This is a genomic window from Microbacterium sp. W1-4-2 (assembly GCF_058349885.2).
The window spans coordinates 400521-415917 of sequence record NZ_JBYRJC020000002.1; the positions used below are offsets into that span (position 1 = coordinate 400521).

At 65.5% G+C, this 15397-nt stretch carries 12 protein-coding genes; 4 read left to right on the forward strand and 8 right to left on the reverse strand.

The window, feature by feature from the left end:
* Nucleotides 1-6: 6 nt before the first annotated feature.
* Both AC3RX0_RS09730 and AC3RX0_RS09735 read right to left on the reverse strand, forming a co-directional pair.
* Nucleotides 7-972, reverse strand: coding sequence for an SRA domain-containing endonuclease (locus AC3RX0_RS09730; RefSeq protein WP_498165951.1), 966 nt, complete (start codon nt 970-972; stop codon nt 7-9).
* A 66-nt stretch (nt 973-1038) separates the two neighbouring features.
* On the reverse strand, nt 1039-1884 hold the full coding sequence (locus AC3RX0_RS09735) for a nuclease-related domain-containing protein (RefSeq protein WP_491505780.1): 846 nt from the start codon (nt 1882-1884) through the stop codon (nt 1039-1041).
* 257 nt (nt 1885-2141) lie between these two features.
* Here AC3RX0_RS09735 and AC3RX0_RS09740 point away from each other — a divergent pair, with 257 nt between their 5' ends.
* Together AC3RX0_RS09740 and AC3RX0_RS09745 are read left to right on the forward strand one after the other, a co-directional pair.
* Entirely contained in the window at nt 2142-3236 is a 1095-nt protein-coding gene (locus AC3RX0_RS09740) for a thermonuclease family protein (protein WP_491505781.1), read from the forward strand.
* A 253-nt stretch (nt 3237-3489) separates the two neighbouring features.
* On the forward strand, nt 3490-4773 hold the full coding sequence (locus AC3RX0_RS09745; RefSeq protein ID WP_491505782.1) for a hypothetical protein: 1284 nt from the start codon (nt 3490-3492) through the stop codon (nt 4771-4773).
* Nucleotides 4774-4846: 73 nt separating this feature from the next.
* Here AC3RX0_RS09745 and AC3RX0_RS09750 read toward each other — a convergent pair whose 3' ends face one another.
* From AC3RX0_RS09750 to AC3RX0_RS09760, 3 genes are all read right to left on the reverse strand, one after another.
* Nucleotides 4847-5770, reverse strand: a complete 924-nt coding sequence (locus tag AC3RX0_RS09750) for an ABC transporter substrate-binding protein (RefSeq protein WP_491505783.1) — start codon at nt 5768-5770, stop codon at nt 4847-4849.
* A 92-nt stretch (nt 5771-5862) separates the two neighbouring features.
* Nucleotides 5863-7275: a M24 family metallopeptidase gene (locus AC3RX0_RS09755; protein WP_491505784.1), complete on the reverse strand. Its 1413-nt coding sequence runs from the start codon at nt 7273-7275 to the stop codon at nt 5863-5865.
* Nucleotides 7276-7353: 78 nt separating this feature from the next.
* Complete coding sequence (locus AC3RX0_RS09760; RefSeq protein ID WP_491505785.1) at nt 7354-8715, reverse strand: MFS transporter; 1362 nt, start codon at nt 8713-8715, stop codon at nt 7354-7356.
* A gap of 514 nt (nt 8716-9229) precedes the next feature.
* Between AC3RX0_RS09760 and AC3RX0_RS09765 the strand changes: the two genes are divergently transcribed.
* Nucleotides 9230-9898, forward strand: a complete 669-nt coding sequence (locus AC3RX0_RS09765) for a GntR family transcriptional regulator (protein ID WP_491505786.1) — start codon at nt 9230-9232, stop codon at nt 9896-9898.
* A 40-nt stretch (nt 9899-9938) separates the two neighbouring features.
* Here the strand turns inward: AC3RX0_RS09765 and AC3RX0_RS09770 are convergent, their stop codons facing one another.
* The gene (locus tag AC3RX0_RS09770; RefSeq protein ID WP_491505787.1) at nt 9939-10784 is read right to left on the reverse strand and encodes an EamA family transporter; all 846 of its coding nucleotides are present in this window, start codon (nt 10782-10784) and stop codon (nt 9939-9941) included.
* 454 nt (nt 10785-11238) lie between these two features.
* Between AC3RX0_RS09770 and AC3RX0_RS09775 the strand changes: the two genes are divergently transcribed.
* On the forward strand, nt 11239-12528 hold the full coding sequence (locus AC3RX0_RS09775) for an FGGY family carbohydrate kinase (RefSeq protein ID WP_491505788.1): 1290 nt from the start codon (nt 11239-11241) through the stop codon (nt 12526-12528).
* Nucleotides 12529-12613: 85 nt separating this feature from the next.
* On the opposite strand, the gene AC3RX0_RS09780 is transcribed toward AC3RX0_RS09775, so the two are convergent.
* Nucleotides 12614-13627 (reverse strand): class I mannose-6-phosphate isomerase, encoded by a 1014-nt coding sequence (locus tag AC3RX0_RS09780; protein ID WP_491505789.1) that lies wholly within the window; start codon nt 13625-13627, stop codon nt 12614-12616.
* Nucleotides 13628-13927: 300 nt separating this feature from the next.
* Nucleotides 13928-15277 carry an MFS transporter gene (locus AC3RX0_RS09785; RefSeq protein ID WP_491505790.1) on the reverse strand — a complete coding sequence of 450 codons (1350 nt, stop codon included), beginning with the start codon at nt 15275-15277 and terminating at the stop codon, nt 13928-13930.
* Nucleotides 15278-15397 lie beyond the last annotated feature (120 nt).

The following is a 15397-nucleotide window of genomic DNA, read 5'->3' on the forward strand; positions in this document are numbered from 1 at the left end:
CGCAAATCATGCGCGGGATGCCGCCGACGCCGTTCTGCGCGGTTCATCCGCAATGAATGCCGCGCCCTCACGGAAGGTGACCCCAAGGCCCGAGCGGATCAGCAGATCTCGTAGGTCGGCCGTCGGGCGCTCCGGGAGAAGAACTGAACATGCGAGGTCGTCCACGTCTATGTGGCGCCGATAGTCGTAGAGCTGCCCCAACGCCATCCGTACTTCCGAACGATTGCTGAGCGCTTTCGCTTCGTAGAGAGTGCGCGTATTCGCGTCGTAGACATCAGTGAGCAGTCGCGTGTGCTCAGCAGGCAAGGTGATGGCCCACCTTGAGAACACATGACCGCGCTGGGCTGTCATGAACTCTTCGACGAGGCTGGATTCTCTGCGCACGGCGATCTGTCCCTCGACGCCTGACGTCTCGAAGAACTCAGTCGAGTTCAGTTCAACGGGCACAGTAAGGGCATGCGGGTCGTCTGTCATCTCTGTAAAGCCGACCGCTCTGATTAGGCTCTCTGGAATCCGTCTGACGGGAAGCAGTCGAAAAACGAGTACGGTGCGAAGCGCTCCATGCCTGTCGAGCGCCGGCATCCGTTCGAAGGGCAGCGACGGATCAAGGACAAACTCCCCGACATACCGTTGGCGCTTCGTCTGCGTGCCGGGTATTGTCCCGGCAGCGACGAAAGCCCGAAGAGTGCGCCCCTTTGCCGCGTGCGTAACTATTGGAGAATTGCTACCAGTGCGCTTCTGGTCACCGTCCTGACCAGCTCCGGTGTAATGCAATACTGAACCGTCCTCGGAGAACCCGTCGTAGACGTAGCCGAAGTTGCTCGCTTCTGAACGGTCGCTGAAAATGAAGACATTGTCGGATGTCCGGCTCGGAACAATTCCTCCCGAGTACCTGCTGCCGCCATACTCCAATACGAGGTCTTCACGCGTGACGAAGTCGCCAGGGGTGAGGTGGAACGGCTTCGTCGACACATTCCCGAGCATATCGATGGCGTAGCGGCCAGTCGGCCAATCGCCGCACATTCGCCCGCCGTCGGGTCAGTGCGCGAGAAGTCCAGACCCGATCAGCATGCTGCCCATGAATGCTGCGATCACCATGCCAAAGGGGCTGAGCAGCAGACCTATCGCCCACAGCAGTCGCCGGCGCTTTGCCTGGACGACAGCACTTCGCAGCGCAGCAAAGCCGATGAGATCGGCATCGGGCATTGACGCGCTCCCCCACGTCGACGAACTCGCGGCAGCCTGATGCAGACATCGCACCTCGTCAACGGAGAGGATGGCAGGGCGTTGCTGCAACCAGCGCACAAGACTTGTCGGGGTGACGACGACCACATCGGCCGGCCGTTCACGGATGGTCAGGCTGCGAGCTCCGACGATCGCGATGATCGGGACGACGTCGATTGGGCGTCCTATCGCGAGGGTGAGAAGCTTCGATGCGCGGCGGCTCTCGAAGGCGGCGTTGCGAAGGTGATCCGTGCGCTGTCCATTGACGAGCAGTCGTCTGCCACCGACCCAGATCTTCGTCCCCTCGTGGAACTTCGTATTGATCGTGAAGACGCCCCCTGGTCCGATCACGACGTGATCGATATCGCTTCCCGAAGTTCCGACGGGAACCGAGTGGATCGCATACCAACCCTCCCCCAGATGATCGAGCACCCGCGCAACTTCGAGCTCACCGATCGCGCCGAGATACCACGGGCGACTGTCCGCACTGAGTGGTGACGTGCCGAACAAGCGCGCCTTCCGAGATCGGCGAGGAACACTCGCCTGCACCCGGAGTGTCTCAGCGATGACAGCCGACGCCGGTGCCCGCAACCGAAGGTCTCCAGCGGCGGCTATCGGCTGCGGCAACGGCGCTGCGTTGGCCTCTGCCTTGGGGCTCATCGGGCCAACCTGGTCCTCGCACTGGACGCACCGGATACTGTGCCGCGAAGGCTCATAGATGGCGAGTTCCTGCGCCGCCAGACTCTTTCCGCACAGTCGACAACGGCCCTGATACCGAAGCCGCATGCGCCGGCCTTGCGGACTATCAGCGGGTGCGATCACAGCGAGAGTCCGACCGACCCGTGCGACGCTCGACAACTGTCGGAAGCCGTCGATAAGCTCATATGAGAATCATCTCATCTTCATGAAGAACGTCTATGGCCATCCTTCAGATCAAGAAGCCGCTCGCCCTCATCGCGATCGCTCTGCTTGCAGCAGTCGCCCTCGTCATCGTCACCCTCGTCATCGCGGCACCGAGGGCACGCGCCGACGAAGGAACAGTCGCACGTGTTGTCGATGGTGACACGGTTGACGTCGTCGTCGGCGACAAGACCGAACGCGTCCGCCTTCTCAACATCAACGCCCCCGAAGACAACCCCTCACAGAATGACGTGGAGTGCCTCGGCCCAGAGGCCACGGCGGCCCTGGCGGAACTTCTGCCACGTGGCGCCGAGGTGACTCTGTCGTTCGACGAAGTCCGTGAAGACAAATATGGGCGAACGCTCGCTGGCATCACGACGGCCGACGGCACCTTCGTCTCGACCGCGATGGCGCAACGGGGTTTGGCCACGTATGCGTACTACGGCGACAACAAGAAGTACCTCAAGAAAGTAGAGGATGCCTTTGCCCAGGCGTCGAAGAGCCACCATGGGCTCTTCGACCCCACGATCGAGTGCACGCCGGAATCCAAGGTGACCAACCTCGAGCAGACTGCTCGACCACTGGCCATGCCGACTGACCAGACCTCTTCGACGGTACTCGCGGCCACGGTAGTGACTGCCGCGAGCGTCGCCTCGTCTGCCTCGACCGCGCAGGACGCCGTCGACGCAGTGTCGTGGCTTCCCGCTGCGACGAGGGATGCGTGGCAATCACGGATCAACGACGTCGTCACTGCAGCGACCTCGATCGTCGATCGGGCAACCGAGTTGAAACCGGCAGCCGACGGACGGGCTGCCGCACAGAAGAAGGCGAAGGCCGCCAAAGAAGCCGCCGCAGCAAAGAGGGCAGCGGAAGCCAACAGGGTCGAAGCGGCCAAAAGGGCAACCGAATCACCTCGAAGAGCGCAGCATCCCACCACGAAGAAGTCGACCACCACCAACCGGACTTCCACACCGCCGACGGTCAAGAAGCCTGCCCTTCCTGGCGGCAAATACACCGGATGTCGTGCCTATGGAAAGAATGGCACCTCGCTCGATGACAAGGGGCGCCGCTACACCAAGATCGACTGCACGACGAAGCTTCCCATCGGTTGATGCCCGACCGCCCATCCCGAGACGACGAGGTGTGACATATGCAGATTGATGTCGTGGGCCCGATCTGGGCCGCCATTGTTAGCATTCCCGGTCTGTGTTGGGGGATGATCACCGCGAACCCTGGCCCTTGGCTCATCGCTTTTGCAGCGATCGCGCTCGTATTCATCCTCAAGATCTTCGAGCTGCGTTCACGCGACCGACGTCGGCGTCGGGGTCGCTGACTTCCGTATACACACATGAGGGAGAACATCCGATGACTGACATCGAGACATTCACGCTGGAGGCGGAGCTCGTTGACGAGGACGCCGCGCGCGACATCGCCAAGGCCGTCAGCGGACGACGCTCGATCGCGCGCAAGTACGTCATGCGGTCACGACGCCGGCATCCCGACGCGACACCCGCTGAGATCATTCACCTGCTCGAGCGCCACTACGTCACCGCCATCAGCACCGCCGGTGCCGTCATCACGGCGGGGATCATCGCGGCGGACGTCGGCATCGCGATGATCCCCGGCGTCGGTGCGGCGACCGCCGGCGTCAAGAGCGCAAGTCAGCAGGCCGCGAAGAAGGCCGGCAAGGAAGCCGCCAAAGCCGCCGTCAAGGCCGCAGCGAAGAGTGCTGCCCTCGGCGCGGCGAAGTCAGGGGCCCAGCGGGTCGCCGGGTTCCTCCCGGCAGGTGACGAGCAGCTGCAGTTCGAGATCACCGCTCTGTTCGCACTTGCGGTCGCCGACATCCATGGAATGGACCTCGACGAGGAGCAGGCTCGTACGCTCGTCTATGGTCTGACGAACGACCGCGTCAGCCCACAGCAGATCGCGACGATGGCCACGGATGTCGCGACTGTCTCATCCGGAGGCGTCGTGGGCACCGCCCAGAGCATCGCCTCGGGACGGACCGACTGGTCGCACTGGGCGAACACTCTCGCTGACACGCTCCCCGGTGGCGCCGCACAGAGCCTCGTCCGGACCATCCAGACGGGTCAGCTGGACACCGTTCGCGAGAACCTGAGCGGGAAGCAGCAGGCCGCCGTCGAGTACGGCGTGGGCGCCCTGACCGGAGGGGTCGCACGCTTCGTGTTCGGCCGTGATGTCGTCAACGCTGCTCACGTCGCGTTCGCACCAGCCCCTGACGAGTTCCCGTCTCATCTCGCCCTCGTGGTGAAGGCGGCGTCGGAGCTCGACGACCACGAAGCCGAACCGACCCCGGCCCTGGCCGCGCTCGAGGAGGCTGCCAAGGCGACGGGCACCTGGATCGCCGACACCGCCGGCACGGTGAAGGACGGAGTCAGCACGGGCGCTGCTGCCGTGGCGAACGCTGCCGACGCGACCACCCGCATGTTCCGGAGCGTGGATCTCGACGGGGACGGGATCCCCGACGAGCCGCGAGCCCTCACCGCCGTCAAGGGCGTCGGCGGTGCGATCTCCGGCGCAGCCGGAGCGGTGGGCGGCAATGTGAAGGGACTGTTCACGTCGAAGAAGCGCAACAGTCATTCGACGAATGCGCCGACAGTCAGCGAGGGGATCGTGAGCGAGCGGTAGTGCCAGTGCAAAACGCTCGACTGGGGCTTCCAGCCGAGCGTCTTGCACCACCGGCCCGATCGTGGTGCCGGGATTACGGGACGAGTGCGGGTTCCTTCGCGGTCGCCATATCCATCGCCGTCACATCGATCAGATCGTCGTAGGGGATCGGATCCTTGAACAGCGGAACATCGTGTTGGAAGGCGATCCACCGTTCATACGATTCGCGTGGGATGCGAGTGCTCTCCCACGTCTTCGTGGCCAGGAGGTAGTCGATCACCGATTCGAGCACCCTGGGCTCGGTGTCCGGGAGCACCTTGGAGCCGATGGACAACAACTCGGGCACCCTCTCGGACATCACACGGTCCATGGCCTTCTGAACACCGATCAGCATGCGGCCGATGCGATCGCTCAGCTCCTCGACCCGATCACGACGCACATAGTAGACGCTGTTCGGTACGGGCCCGCCCAGCTGGGCCAGGTTGTAGCTCATCACCCCCGCCCCGCGCGCCTGGAGGCTTGCCGCAGTGTAGAGGTTCACCAGGATCGCGTCCCCCAGGCCGGATTCGTAGCACTCTGTGAGCAGTTCAGTGGAGAGGTCCCGGACCCAGCGGCAGTCGCGGGGATCCAGTCCGGCCTGCTTCATCACACCGGCGAGGAAGGTGTAGCCCGCCGTGCCGCCCGCTCCGGGCACAACGATCGTCTTGCCGCGAAGGTCTGGCAACGTGAAGCCGTCGACGGGGTTGCGCAGAACCAATTCCTGGGCGTACCGCCCGTTGAGCTGCCCCACGCATACGAGATCGCGGGCGGAGCCATGCAGCATCGCCGGCACCCAGAGTCCGCCGAGTGCGACGTCGGCGGTCCCGTTGGCCAGCTCGTCGAGCAGGTCCTCCCACGGGTCCTGGGGATTGCGGATGACTTCGAGGTTCTGCTCCGCGAAGTAGCCGCTCTCCTCAGCAAGGTTGTGCACGAGGTAGTTCTGGCCCCATCCCGTCGATACCAGGGTCAGCTTGTCCATGAATGTCTCCTCAAGAATCTGTCGTCGTGTGTCGTGCTCGGATTGCCGGCGGTCCGTGCCGAGCAGAGAGGCCGACACGGACCGCCAGTGTTCTAGTCGCTGACCCGGTAGGGCTCCAATGGCGTGTGGTACGAGAGGTTCTCGTAACCGTCCTCCGTCACCATGTAGAGGTCTCCGATGTTGGAACCGGCCACCTGCGGCTCGAGCCACTGCGCGTGCAGCACGAAGATCATGCCGGGCTTCAGGATCTCCGTGTTGAGCGAAGTGATGTTGTACTCCGGAAAGCCCATCATGTCGATCTGGTGGCCGAGGTTGGGGTTGTGCGGGCCGAGCGTCGCCGGGTAGACGTGCATGAGCCTGCGGCCCTGCGCCTCCCAGTCGGGGTCCGGAACGTGCTGGTACGGGATCTTGCGTGGCGAGCCGTCCTCTTGCGCGCTCCAGTTGAACGGCATCTTCCCCGTCTCGACCGACTCGAGGTATCCGCGCTCCACATAAGCCTCGAAAGCCGCGTTGTTCAACGCACTGGCGGGGATCCCCGGCCGGATGAGCCGCTCGGCCCTCCGCACCGCATCCACCGTCATGTCGAGAACCTCCTCCTGCTTGGCGGTGATGTCGCCGACCACCATCATCCGGGAGGTCTGCGACGAGTAGCCGTGATAGCAGACGTTCGAAACGTAGAGATTGAGGATGTCGCCGCCTCGAATGGTCCTTCCGTAAGGCTTGCCGCAGTGCGTGCCGAATTCGTTGACACCGAGCTGGTAGCCGTCGCCCGTCTCTCCGCCGCGAGACATCTGGGCGTAGGTGAAGGCTGCGTACACCTCGTAGTCGGTGACTCCCGGACGAAGGACGTGGCAGGCGGCCTCATAACCGATGCTGACGAGCTGGCTGGCGACGCGGATCTGGTCCTGCTCGGCCTTGGAGCGGACCAGCTGCATGCGATCGATGATTCCGGCATCCTCGACGAACTTCGAGCTCGGCAGCGCGTCGCGCAGGCCGGACCAGATCGCCGTCGACTGGAGGTCGCCGATCAGGCCGATCTGAGTGCGCGTGAGTCCCATCCGCTTGAGCACCGAGACAGTCGCGGCGATGACGTTGTCCGTGGTGTTGCCGGGACGACCCGTGTACTCGCGGCCGACGATGCCCACCTGCCAGATGTCCTCGACGCCGACGGCTTCTCCCGCCGGTGGGAGCAGCACGGCTCCGGAGTAGATCGTGAGCAGCTCCGGTTTGATGTTCTCGTCAGTGGGCAGGATCAGGACACCTTCGCGTGGCCAGTCGCACACGTAGCGCAGGTAACCGTTCGAGGTGTGATACCAACCCACCATGCTCGCGTTGATGAGGATGACCTCGTGACCCGCGACGACGGCGTCGCGGCGGATCCTGCGGATGCGGTCCTCGTAGTCCGATTCGGGCACCTGACCGATCGGCTCGAACTCGAATGACGGCTCGAACCCCCTCAGCAGGTCTTCGAAACGTTCGATCTTGATGGCGCCTGGGTCAAGCATTCGGCATCCTTTCCTTTCGATCCCGCGTGTGCGGGAAGCGGGTGATCAGGTCTGTGCGGGCGTGCGCACGGAGGGTGGTCATACTTCGATCTCCTCCAGGTCGCGGCCCCGCGTCTCCGGCGGCACCAGAACGGCCAGCGTGATGATCGCGTACATCACGGCGAACATCACAAAGACGCCGTTGATGCCGACCGCCATGGCGACCGCAGCCGCGATCGGCGGCAGCAGCATGCCCGACGACGTCGAAATGGCGTTCAGGAAGGACGTGCCACGAGCTCGGATCGCGGTCGGGAACTGTTCGGGCCACCACGCCGCGAGGGTCGTGTTCAGCAGCATGGAGCAGACCTTGAACAATCCGCCGAAGATCATGATCGTCGCCGGATCCTGCGCGAAGAGCGCGAAGGAGACACCGACGATGCAACCGGCGAAAGCCGCGAAGATCAGAACCCGCTTGCGTGCGAGCTTGCCGGCGAGGAATGCGGCCAATGATGCACCGGCGAGTCCACCGAGGTTGGTCACCATCGTGAAGATCAAGCTGTCGGTGATCGAGTACCCCTTGTCCATCAGCATGATGGGCAACAGGACGAAGAGCGTGCCGTTCGCCCCGAACGAAAGCCACGAGGCGACACCGAGAGCGGCCAGCTTGCGAATGGACTTCCCGGTGGTGAACAACGCCTTCAGCGGCGACTTGCCGTCGGATGCCGGGGCCGGGATGTCGGCCTCGGTGACGAAGGTCTTGACCTGATCGTCGGTGACCTTCGTGCGCAGCGAACCGGAATCGAGAATCGTCAGCGCCCTGTTCGCACCGAACACGTCTCCCTTGGACAGGAGATAGCGCGGCGATTCAGGAAGGTATCGCCGGAAGAACACCACCAGCAGCGACGGGATGGCCAGGATGACCAGCAGCCACCGCCAGCTGAAGTCGGTGCCACCGAGCATGTTGTTCATCCCGCCGAGGACCAGCAGGAAGAGCCCGTACGCCACGAAGTTGCCGATGCCGCCGGATCCGATGTTCAACGAGGCCGACACCGTACCGCGGTGCCGGGTGGCGACCATCTCCGAGATCATCGTCAGGCCGATCGTGAACTCACCGCCCAGTCCGATTCCGACGATGATGCGAAAGAGGGTGAACAGTTCGATGTTCGGGGCAACCGCCGTGAGAAGGCCACCGATGGTGTACAGCAGCAGGTTCAATGCGAGCACCGAGCGACGCCCGTACCTGTCGCCCAGGTAGCCCGCCAGCAGTCGTCCGACGATGAAGCCGAATGTCTCGAAGGTGGCAATGAACCCGAGCTGCACGGTCGTGATGCCGAAGCTCGCCTGGAGGCCACCGGCGATGGCGCCCAGCGCGTTCTCCTCCAGAGCAGAGAAGAACATTCCGGCGAGCACCAGGCCGAGAATGACCTTCTGCGCGTGGTTGAAGCCGATCCTGTCGAGCACGACCGGTATCGCAGCAGTGCCGGTCGGAGTGAGTGCGGGCGCCTCCTGGGCCTGCGTCGGTCGAGGGTCTTGCTGTCCTTCCATAACCATCTCCTTGATCTCCCTTGATCGTGGTCATGGTCCGAACCTCGGCGAGCAGCGCGATGCGGAGGATAGACCGGCATGCGGGCGCGCGTCGATGACGGACCAGGGGGCCGATCACGGCGAGTTCGTTGGTGGGGGGAGCCGCGTCGCCCGTCATCACTGGTATGCGATTTGACGACTGTAGCAACAAGGTAGGTCTTTGTAAACGGAAACTTTTCCGCGAAAAATCAAGGAATCCTGGCCGTTGAGCTTGATGGCGCCAGCGTCCCCTCGAGCGTGATTGCATACCAGTAGCTAGACTTAGGGACATTCGGGATCCCGCCGGGACGGATGGGATGGAAGCACGTTTCACAACGGAAGGCGAGGTCAAGCGACGAGCGACTGGCACAGCTTGCAAGAATGGGCCCATGCGAACCGTACGGACTGCACGGTGACCCCGGGTTCAGACGAGGCGATCTCCCAGGCGGAGCGCGCATACCTGCTCACTCGCGAGGCGATCATCGCCGGCCAGCATCCTTTTGGCAGCCGCCTGACAGAACGGGTCATATCCGAAACCCTCAGCATGTCGCGGGTACCTGTCCGCGAGGCATTGCGGCGCCTCGAGGACGAGGGATACATCCGCACCTACCCGCAGCGCGGCGCGATCGTGAACCAGCTCACGCTCAAGGATGCGACGGAGCTCTTCGACCTGGAACGCAACCTCGAGGTGCTCGCGGCGCAGAAGGCAGCCGTCGCGGTGGCAGAAGGACGCACTCCAGACCGACTCGAATACGTCCTGACTCAGAACGCATCCAGAACAAAGCAAGTCGGGCCGACGGAACTCCAGTGGGCGAACACAGACTTCCACACCGCCATTGCAGAGATGAGCGGCAACGACCTGCTCATCAAGACAATTGCCCCGCTTCGGGGCCGCATCCGGTGGCTGATGGGGCTTACCGCACCTCGGGCCGCAGAAGTGGAACTCGCTGAGCACGTCGCACTCTATGAGGCGATCTGTCACGGCAATGCCGATCTCGCGGGCGCCTTGGCCTTCGCGCATATCGAGCAGGGCCGAGCCGCATCGCTGCCATCGCTTGCTCGGGTACTGCCTCCGAGCTGAGTGCTGTCAGCGCGCGCCCCTGCAGTTCCCTGGACCCCGCCTATGTACCCAGCCGAATGGCGATGATGCCGGCAGCGGTGACGACGGTCGCAGCAATCCCGACCGCACCCGGCTTCTCCTTGAACACGAGCAGCCCGATCAGCCCGGCCGCCACGACGCCGGTCTCGCGCAGCGCCGACACGAGTGACAGCGGCGCGATCGACTGCGCCCAGACCACGATCGCGTATGCCACCAGCGACAGGATGCCGCCGAAGGCGCCGAGCGGGGCGTACCGATGCAGACCGGCGAGGTGCGCACGGCGGTCACGCGAGAGCACCATGCAGCACAGCGGGATCGTCAACCCCTGCAGAAAGAACAGCCAAGCAGCGTAACTCAGAGGTCCGCCGGATACCCGCACGCCGACGCCGTCGACGAAGGAGTACCCCGTGACGCACGCCCCCACCACGATGGCCAACAGCAGTCCGCGCCGCGGCGTACGCTGCTGACGCACGAACGCAAGCGCGAACAGCGCACCGATGACGATCACGACGCCCGCGGACTGCAGCGGCGCGAGGTGCTCGCCGAGCACGATCACTGCGAGCACTGTCACGCCGAGCACGGCCAGACCGCGGGTGAGCGGGTAGGCGACGCCGAAGTCGCTGTGCGCATATGCCGCGGTGAGCAGGATCAGGTATGCGGTCTGCAGCAGCGCCGATGCACCCAGAGCAGGCCAGGACGCGGCATCCGGAAGCGGAAGAAGCAGGCATCCGACGGCACCGACAACCAGGTAGACGAGCCCGATCAGCGACGACGCAACAAGGCGGTCGGGGATGGCCTTCGCTATCGCGTTCCAGCTCCCGTGCATGACAGCCGAGCCGAGCACGGCGAGCAGGACGGCCGTGCTCATCGCATCGCCGCCGATCTGGCATGGCGCGGGCACGGCTGCCGAATTGGGCTCACGGGAGGGTGCCGAATGCCCTCTGGCCTCGACACGTTGCGAAGTCCCGAGCGCCAGGTGCCCTCGATCGCCGACAGACGTCGGGTCACGATGAGAGGCGCTCGAAAACCATCGCCGCCTGGATGCGATCGCCGCCGCTGAAACACCACCGCGTGGTTCCCGAGCCGTCGTCGTACCAGCCCGCCTGCGTATCGGTCATGACTCATCCCCTCCAGATCCTGGGCACCGTTGCGCCAGACGTGCTCAACGGTATCGGCAGCCACGTCTCACGTGATGCGGGTGGCTGTTCGCGCAGACTTTGATCGCGGCGCGATCCGTCCGTCTGGCGAACGAGAGACGGGCAAACACCCATACTCTCGATTGCAAGAGGGACCTTCGCAGTACGAACCGGGGAAGGCGGAGCATGGCACTCGTGATGGGGATCGACTCGTCGACCCAGTCCTGCAAGATCGTGGTCATGGATGCCGCGACCGGCGCGATCGTGCGGGCAGGGCGTGCGCCGCACCCCGACGGCACCGAGGTGGACCCCGAATCGTGGTGGCAGGCGCTGCAGAGCGCAATCGGCCAGGCCGGCGGCATGGACGATATCGCCGGCTGGGCGATCGGCGGCCAGCAGCACGGCATGGTGGCGCTCGACGCGGCGGGCCGTATCGTCCGTCGGGCGCTGCTGTGGAACGACACGCGTTCGGCGGCCGCGGCATCCGATCTCATCACGGAGTTCGGCGCAGCCACGCTCGCCGCGCGCACCGGTGTGGTGCCGGTGGCGTCGTTCACGATCGCCAAGCTGCGCTGGCTGCGCGACCACGAGCCCGACAACGCGTCGCGCGTCGCGGGCGTCGCACTCCCCCACGACTGGCTGACCTGGCGTCTGCGCGGCTTCGGCCCCGAGAATCCGGATCTCGGCGAACTGATCACCGACCGGTCCGACGCGTCGGGCACCGGGTACTGGGGACCCGAAGGCTACGACAGCGAGCTGCTCGTCGCGGCGCTCGGCCACGATGCCGCGCTGCCGCGCGTGCTCACCCCCCACGAAGGAGTGCGGGATGTCGGGGGCCGGGGTGTCGGTGCGGGCGCGGGCGACAACGCCGCGGCGGCGCTGGGCCTGGGCGCCGCGCCGGGCGATGCGGTCGTGTCGATCGGCACGAGCGGCACCGTGTTCGCCGTGAGCCGGGAGCGCGTGATCGATGCGAGCGGCACCGTGGCGGGATTCGCGTCTGCCGACGGCAACTGGCTGCCGCTGGTCGCCACGCTCAACGCGTCCCGCGTGCTCGACGCGATCGGACGTGTTCTCGGCGTGGACCGCGCCGGCTTCAGCGCACTGGCGCTGGCGGCCGACGCGGGCGCCGGCGGCCTGCGCCTCGAGCCGTACTTCGAGGGGGAGCGGACGCCGAACCTGCCGGACGCGACGGCGACGCTGACGGGAATGACCCTCGCCTCGGCGACCCGCGAGAACCTCGCCCGTGCCGCCGTCGAGGGGATGCTCGGCGGGCTCGCGTTCGGCATGCAGACCCTGCGCGACCTCGGCGTGCCGTTGCGCCGTGTGCTGCTGGTCGGCGGCGGCGCACAGTCCGAAGCCGTGCAGCGCATCGCGCCGGCCGTGTTCGGCCTGCCGGTCGAGGTGCCCACGCCCGCCGAGTACGTCGCTCTGGGCGCGGCGCGTCAGGCCGCCGCGGTGCTCGCCGGCGAGGGCTGAGCGGCTCGACGACGCAACGGTGAGGCCGCGATCGTCGTGACGCGGCCGGCATCTCACCCATAGAGGGCTCGCCGGCGCGTCAGCGCTACGACACCGCCGGCGGCATCCCGCGAATCGCCGACAAAGCACCTGACACCCGCATCGCGCCGGCGCCGAAGGGAATCAGCACGGTGTCGCCCGCACCGACGGCGAGCGCACCGCCGTCCCACGCCAGTTCGCCCGCACCGTCGGTGACCACGAACACGGCGAACTGCGGATCGAGCTCGACCCCCTGCTCCTTCGTGACCGTCACTCCCTCAGCGCGGAAGAAGCCGTCAGCCGCGGCGGGCAGGAATGACCCCGTGGACACCTGGCTGCGGCATCCCTTGATCTGCTCTGTTCCCACTGCAGAACGCGACACGGCGCGCAGAGCCGTGGCCTCGTCGAGCCCGAGCAGGGAGTCGGCCTTGGTCAGTCGTTCGTAGGGCGCGTACTCCAGGATGATCGACAGGTCGGCGGGCTCTTGCAGTTCGAGGATCAGCATCCCCTCACCGATCGAGTGCGGCATGCCGGCCGGCACGAACAGCACATCCCCGGGCCGCAGCGTGACCTCGTTCATCGCGCTCAGCATCGCCGCAGAGTCCTGGCTCGCAAACCACGACGCGAGCACGGCCTCGTCGACATCGTCGCGAAAGCCCACCCAGGCGGTGCCGGACGAACCCTGCTCGACGTCGAGGACGATCCACGCCTCGGTCTTGCCGTTCGCGACGTGCAGTTCGCGCTGCGCGTACGCGCCGTCGGGGTGGGCATGCACGAAGATGCGATCTGCCGTGTGCAACAGCTTGCTCAGCAGCTTGGGGTCGGCGCCGAAGGCGGCGACGTGCGCTTCGCCGAGGTATCCGGCGGGGTCGGCGGCGATGCGGTCGCGCAGCGAGACGCCGTCGATGACCGTGAGGCCCTGGTCGGCGGATCCGAACGTCGTGACGGTGGATGCCACGAAGTCTTCGGGCAGCCACGCGTCGCCGGTCGCCGGGATGCCACGAAAATGCTCGATCGCGGCACCACCGCGGTAGGCACGCGGCGTGGGACGGTTCGCGGGAAGCAGGACGGGAGCGATCATGACGTGGCCTTCCTCTGTGCGGTGCTCTGTGTGGTGGTCTCTGCGGTGGTTTTTTGCGGTGGTCTCTGCGGTGGCGAGTGCCACGAGATGCCCGCCGACGAAGGTGTCACCGGGCGCGGTCATCGCGACGTGCGCCGCCGATACCGACGGTACTGCGAGACGGAGACGGTGAGCGTTCTGAGGCGCAGCCGGGGCCTGGTCTGCGCCGCCGATCTCGTGACCGGCGCCGGACGTCTGACGATGGTAAGACGCCCGGCCGGCCGGGGGAGGACGAACAGACGGTCCACCCAGCGCGCGCTCTCACCCCTCGTAAACGATGGCCTGGTCCTTCACCCGCAGGCGCTCACCCACGATTCCCCCGACGGCAGTGATCAGCGAGATGACGACCAAGATCACGACGGCGGGCCACGAAGCGGTGGTGCCGCTGGCATTGATCAACCAGGTGGCGAGGAACGGCAGGAATCCCGAGAGGGCACCCGCGATGTTGTACCCGAGCGATACGCCGGAATAACGCTGCTCGGCCGGGAAGAGTTCGCTCAGCAACGCGCCGGTGACCGCATACGTGATGGTCAAGAGCCCGATACCCAGCGCGACGGCGACGGTGATCGCCGCCGGCGACTTCGTGTCGATCAGTGCGAACAGCGGCCACGCGGCCACGGCTGTGGCAAGTCCGCCCCAGAAGGTGACGCGTCCGGGTCCGATCTTCTCGGCAACCCGGCCGAACACCAGGATCACGGCGATCTGCACCACGGCCGCGATCAGTGTCGCGTTGACGACGACCTGCCTGTCGCCGCCGAGGGTGTTGGTCACGTAGCTGACCACGAACGTGTTCATCACGTAGAACCCGCCGACGCCGAGGAACGCCGCCGCGATCGCAACGATCAGCCGGCGCCACGACTTCGTGAACACATCGAGTGCGGGAACCTTCGCGCGCTTGTCCATCCGCACGAGTTCCTTGAACACGGGGGACTCCTCGACCTTCAGTCGAATCCAGAGCGCCACCAGCAGCATCGGGAACGCGACAAGGAACGCCAGCCGCCACCCCCACGCGTCGAAGACCTCGGGCGGGAGCAGGAGCACCAGCGCGAACACGCCCGACGACAGCAGCGTCCCTGCGGGCGAGCCGACCTGGACGAGCGCGGCATAGCGGGCCCGCCGCTTCGCCGGCGCGTGCTCGATCGCGATGGTCGTCGCGCCGCCCCACTCACCGCCGACCGTGAGGCCCTGGAACAGCCGCAACAGCACCAGCAAGGCGGGCGCGAGGATGCCGACATCCGTATATGTGGGGAGGACACCGATCAGGCCGGTCGCTGTGCCGATGAAGATGATCGTCATGATGAGCGTCGGCCGGCGTCCGAGACGGTCGCCGATGATGCCGAACAAGAACGCCCCGATCGGCCGAGCGGCGAAGCCGACGCCGAACGTCGCCAACGCGGCCAGCACCGCAGCGGTCGGGTTCAGCGCCGAGAAGAACAGTCTGTTGAAGACGATCGCCGCCGCGGTGCCGAACAGGAAGTAGTCGTACCACTCAAGAGCGGTGCCCACGAATGCCGCGGCCGCGATGTGTCGCAACTCCTTGGGTGTGATGTGGACGACCGTGCCGGTTTCGGTCGTCACCTGGCCGACCGCGTCGTCGCGTTCACCGGGCATGGGGGCTCCTTCGTCCGAATACGGCGCAACGAGGCCGTCGCGCCGGATCAATCGTGACGCAACATTCGCCCACCCTCAATGGCGATTAGACGCGCCATTCTGCATCTGAAATCGACAATT

Coding starts and splice junctions, on each gene's coding strand:
- AC3RX0_RS09740 (WP_491505781.1), top strand. CDS start 2,142: ATGGCCATCCTTCAGATCAAGAAGCCGCTCGCCCTCATCGCGATCGCT.
- AC3RX0_RS09770 (WP_491505787.1), bottom strand. CDS start 10,784: ATGAGCACGGCCGTCCTGCTCGCCGTGCTCGGCTCGGCTGTCATGCAC.
- AC3RX0_RS09780 (WP_491505789.1), bottom strand. CDS start 13,627: ATGATCGCTCCCGTCCTGCTTCCCGCGAACCGTCCCACGCCGCGTGCC.
- AC3RX0_RS09785 (WP_491505790.1), bottom strand. CDS start 15,277: ATGCCCGGTGAACGCGACGACGCGGTCGGCCAGGTGACGACCGAAACC.
- AC3RX0_RS09735 (WP_491505780.1), bottom strand. CDS start 1,884: ATGAGCCCCAAGGCAGAGGCCAACGCAGCGCCGTTGCCGCAGCCGATA.
- AC3RX0_RS09775 (WP_491505788.1), top strand. CDS start 11,239: ATGGCACTCGTGATGGGGATCGACTCGTCGACCCAGTCCTGCAAGATC.
- AC3RX0_RS09750 (WP_491505783.1), bottom strand. CDS start 5,770: ATGGACAAGCTGACCCTGGTATCGACGGGATGGGGCCAGAACTACCTC.
- AC3RX0_RS09745 (WP_491505782.1), top strand. CDS start 3,490: ATGACTGACATCGAGACATTCACGCTGGAGGCGGAGCTCGTTGACGAG.
- AC3RX0_RS09755 (WP_491505784.1), bottom strand. CDS start 7,275: ATGCTTGACCCAGGCGCCATCAAGATCGAACGTTTCGAAGACCTGCTG.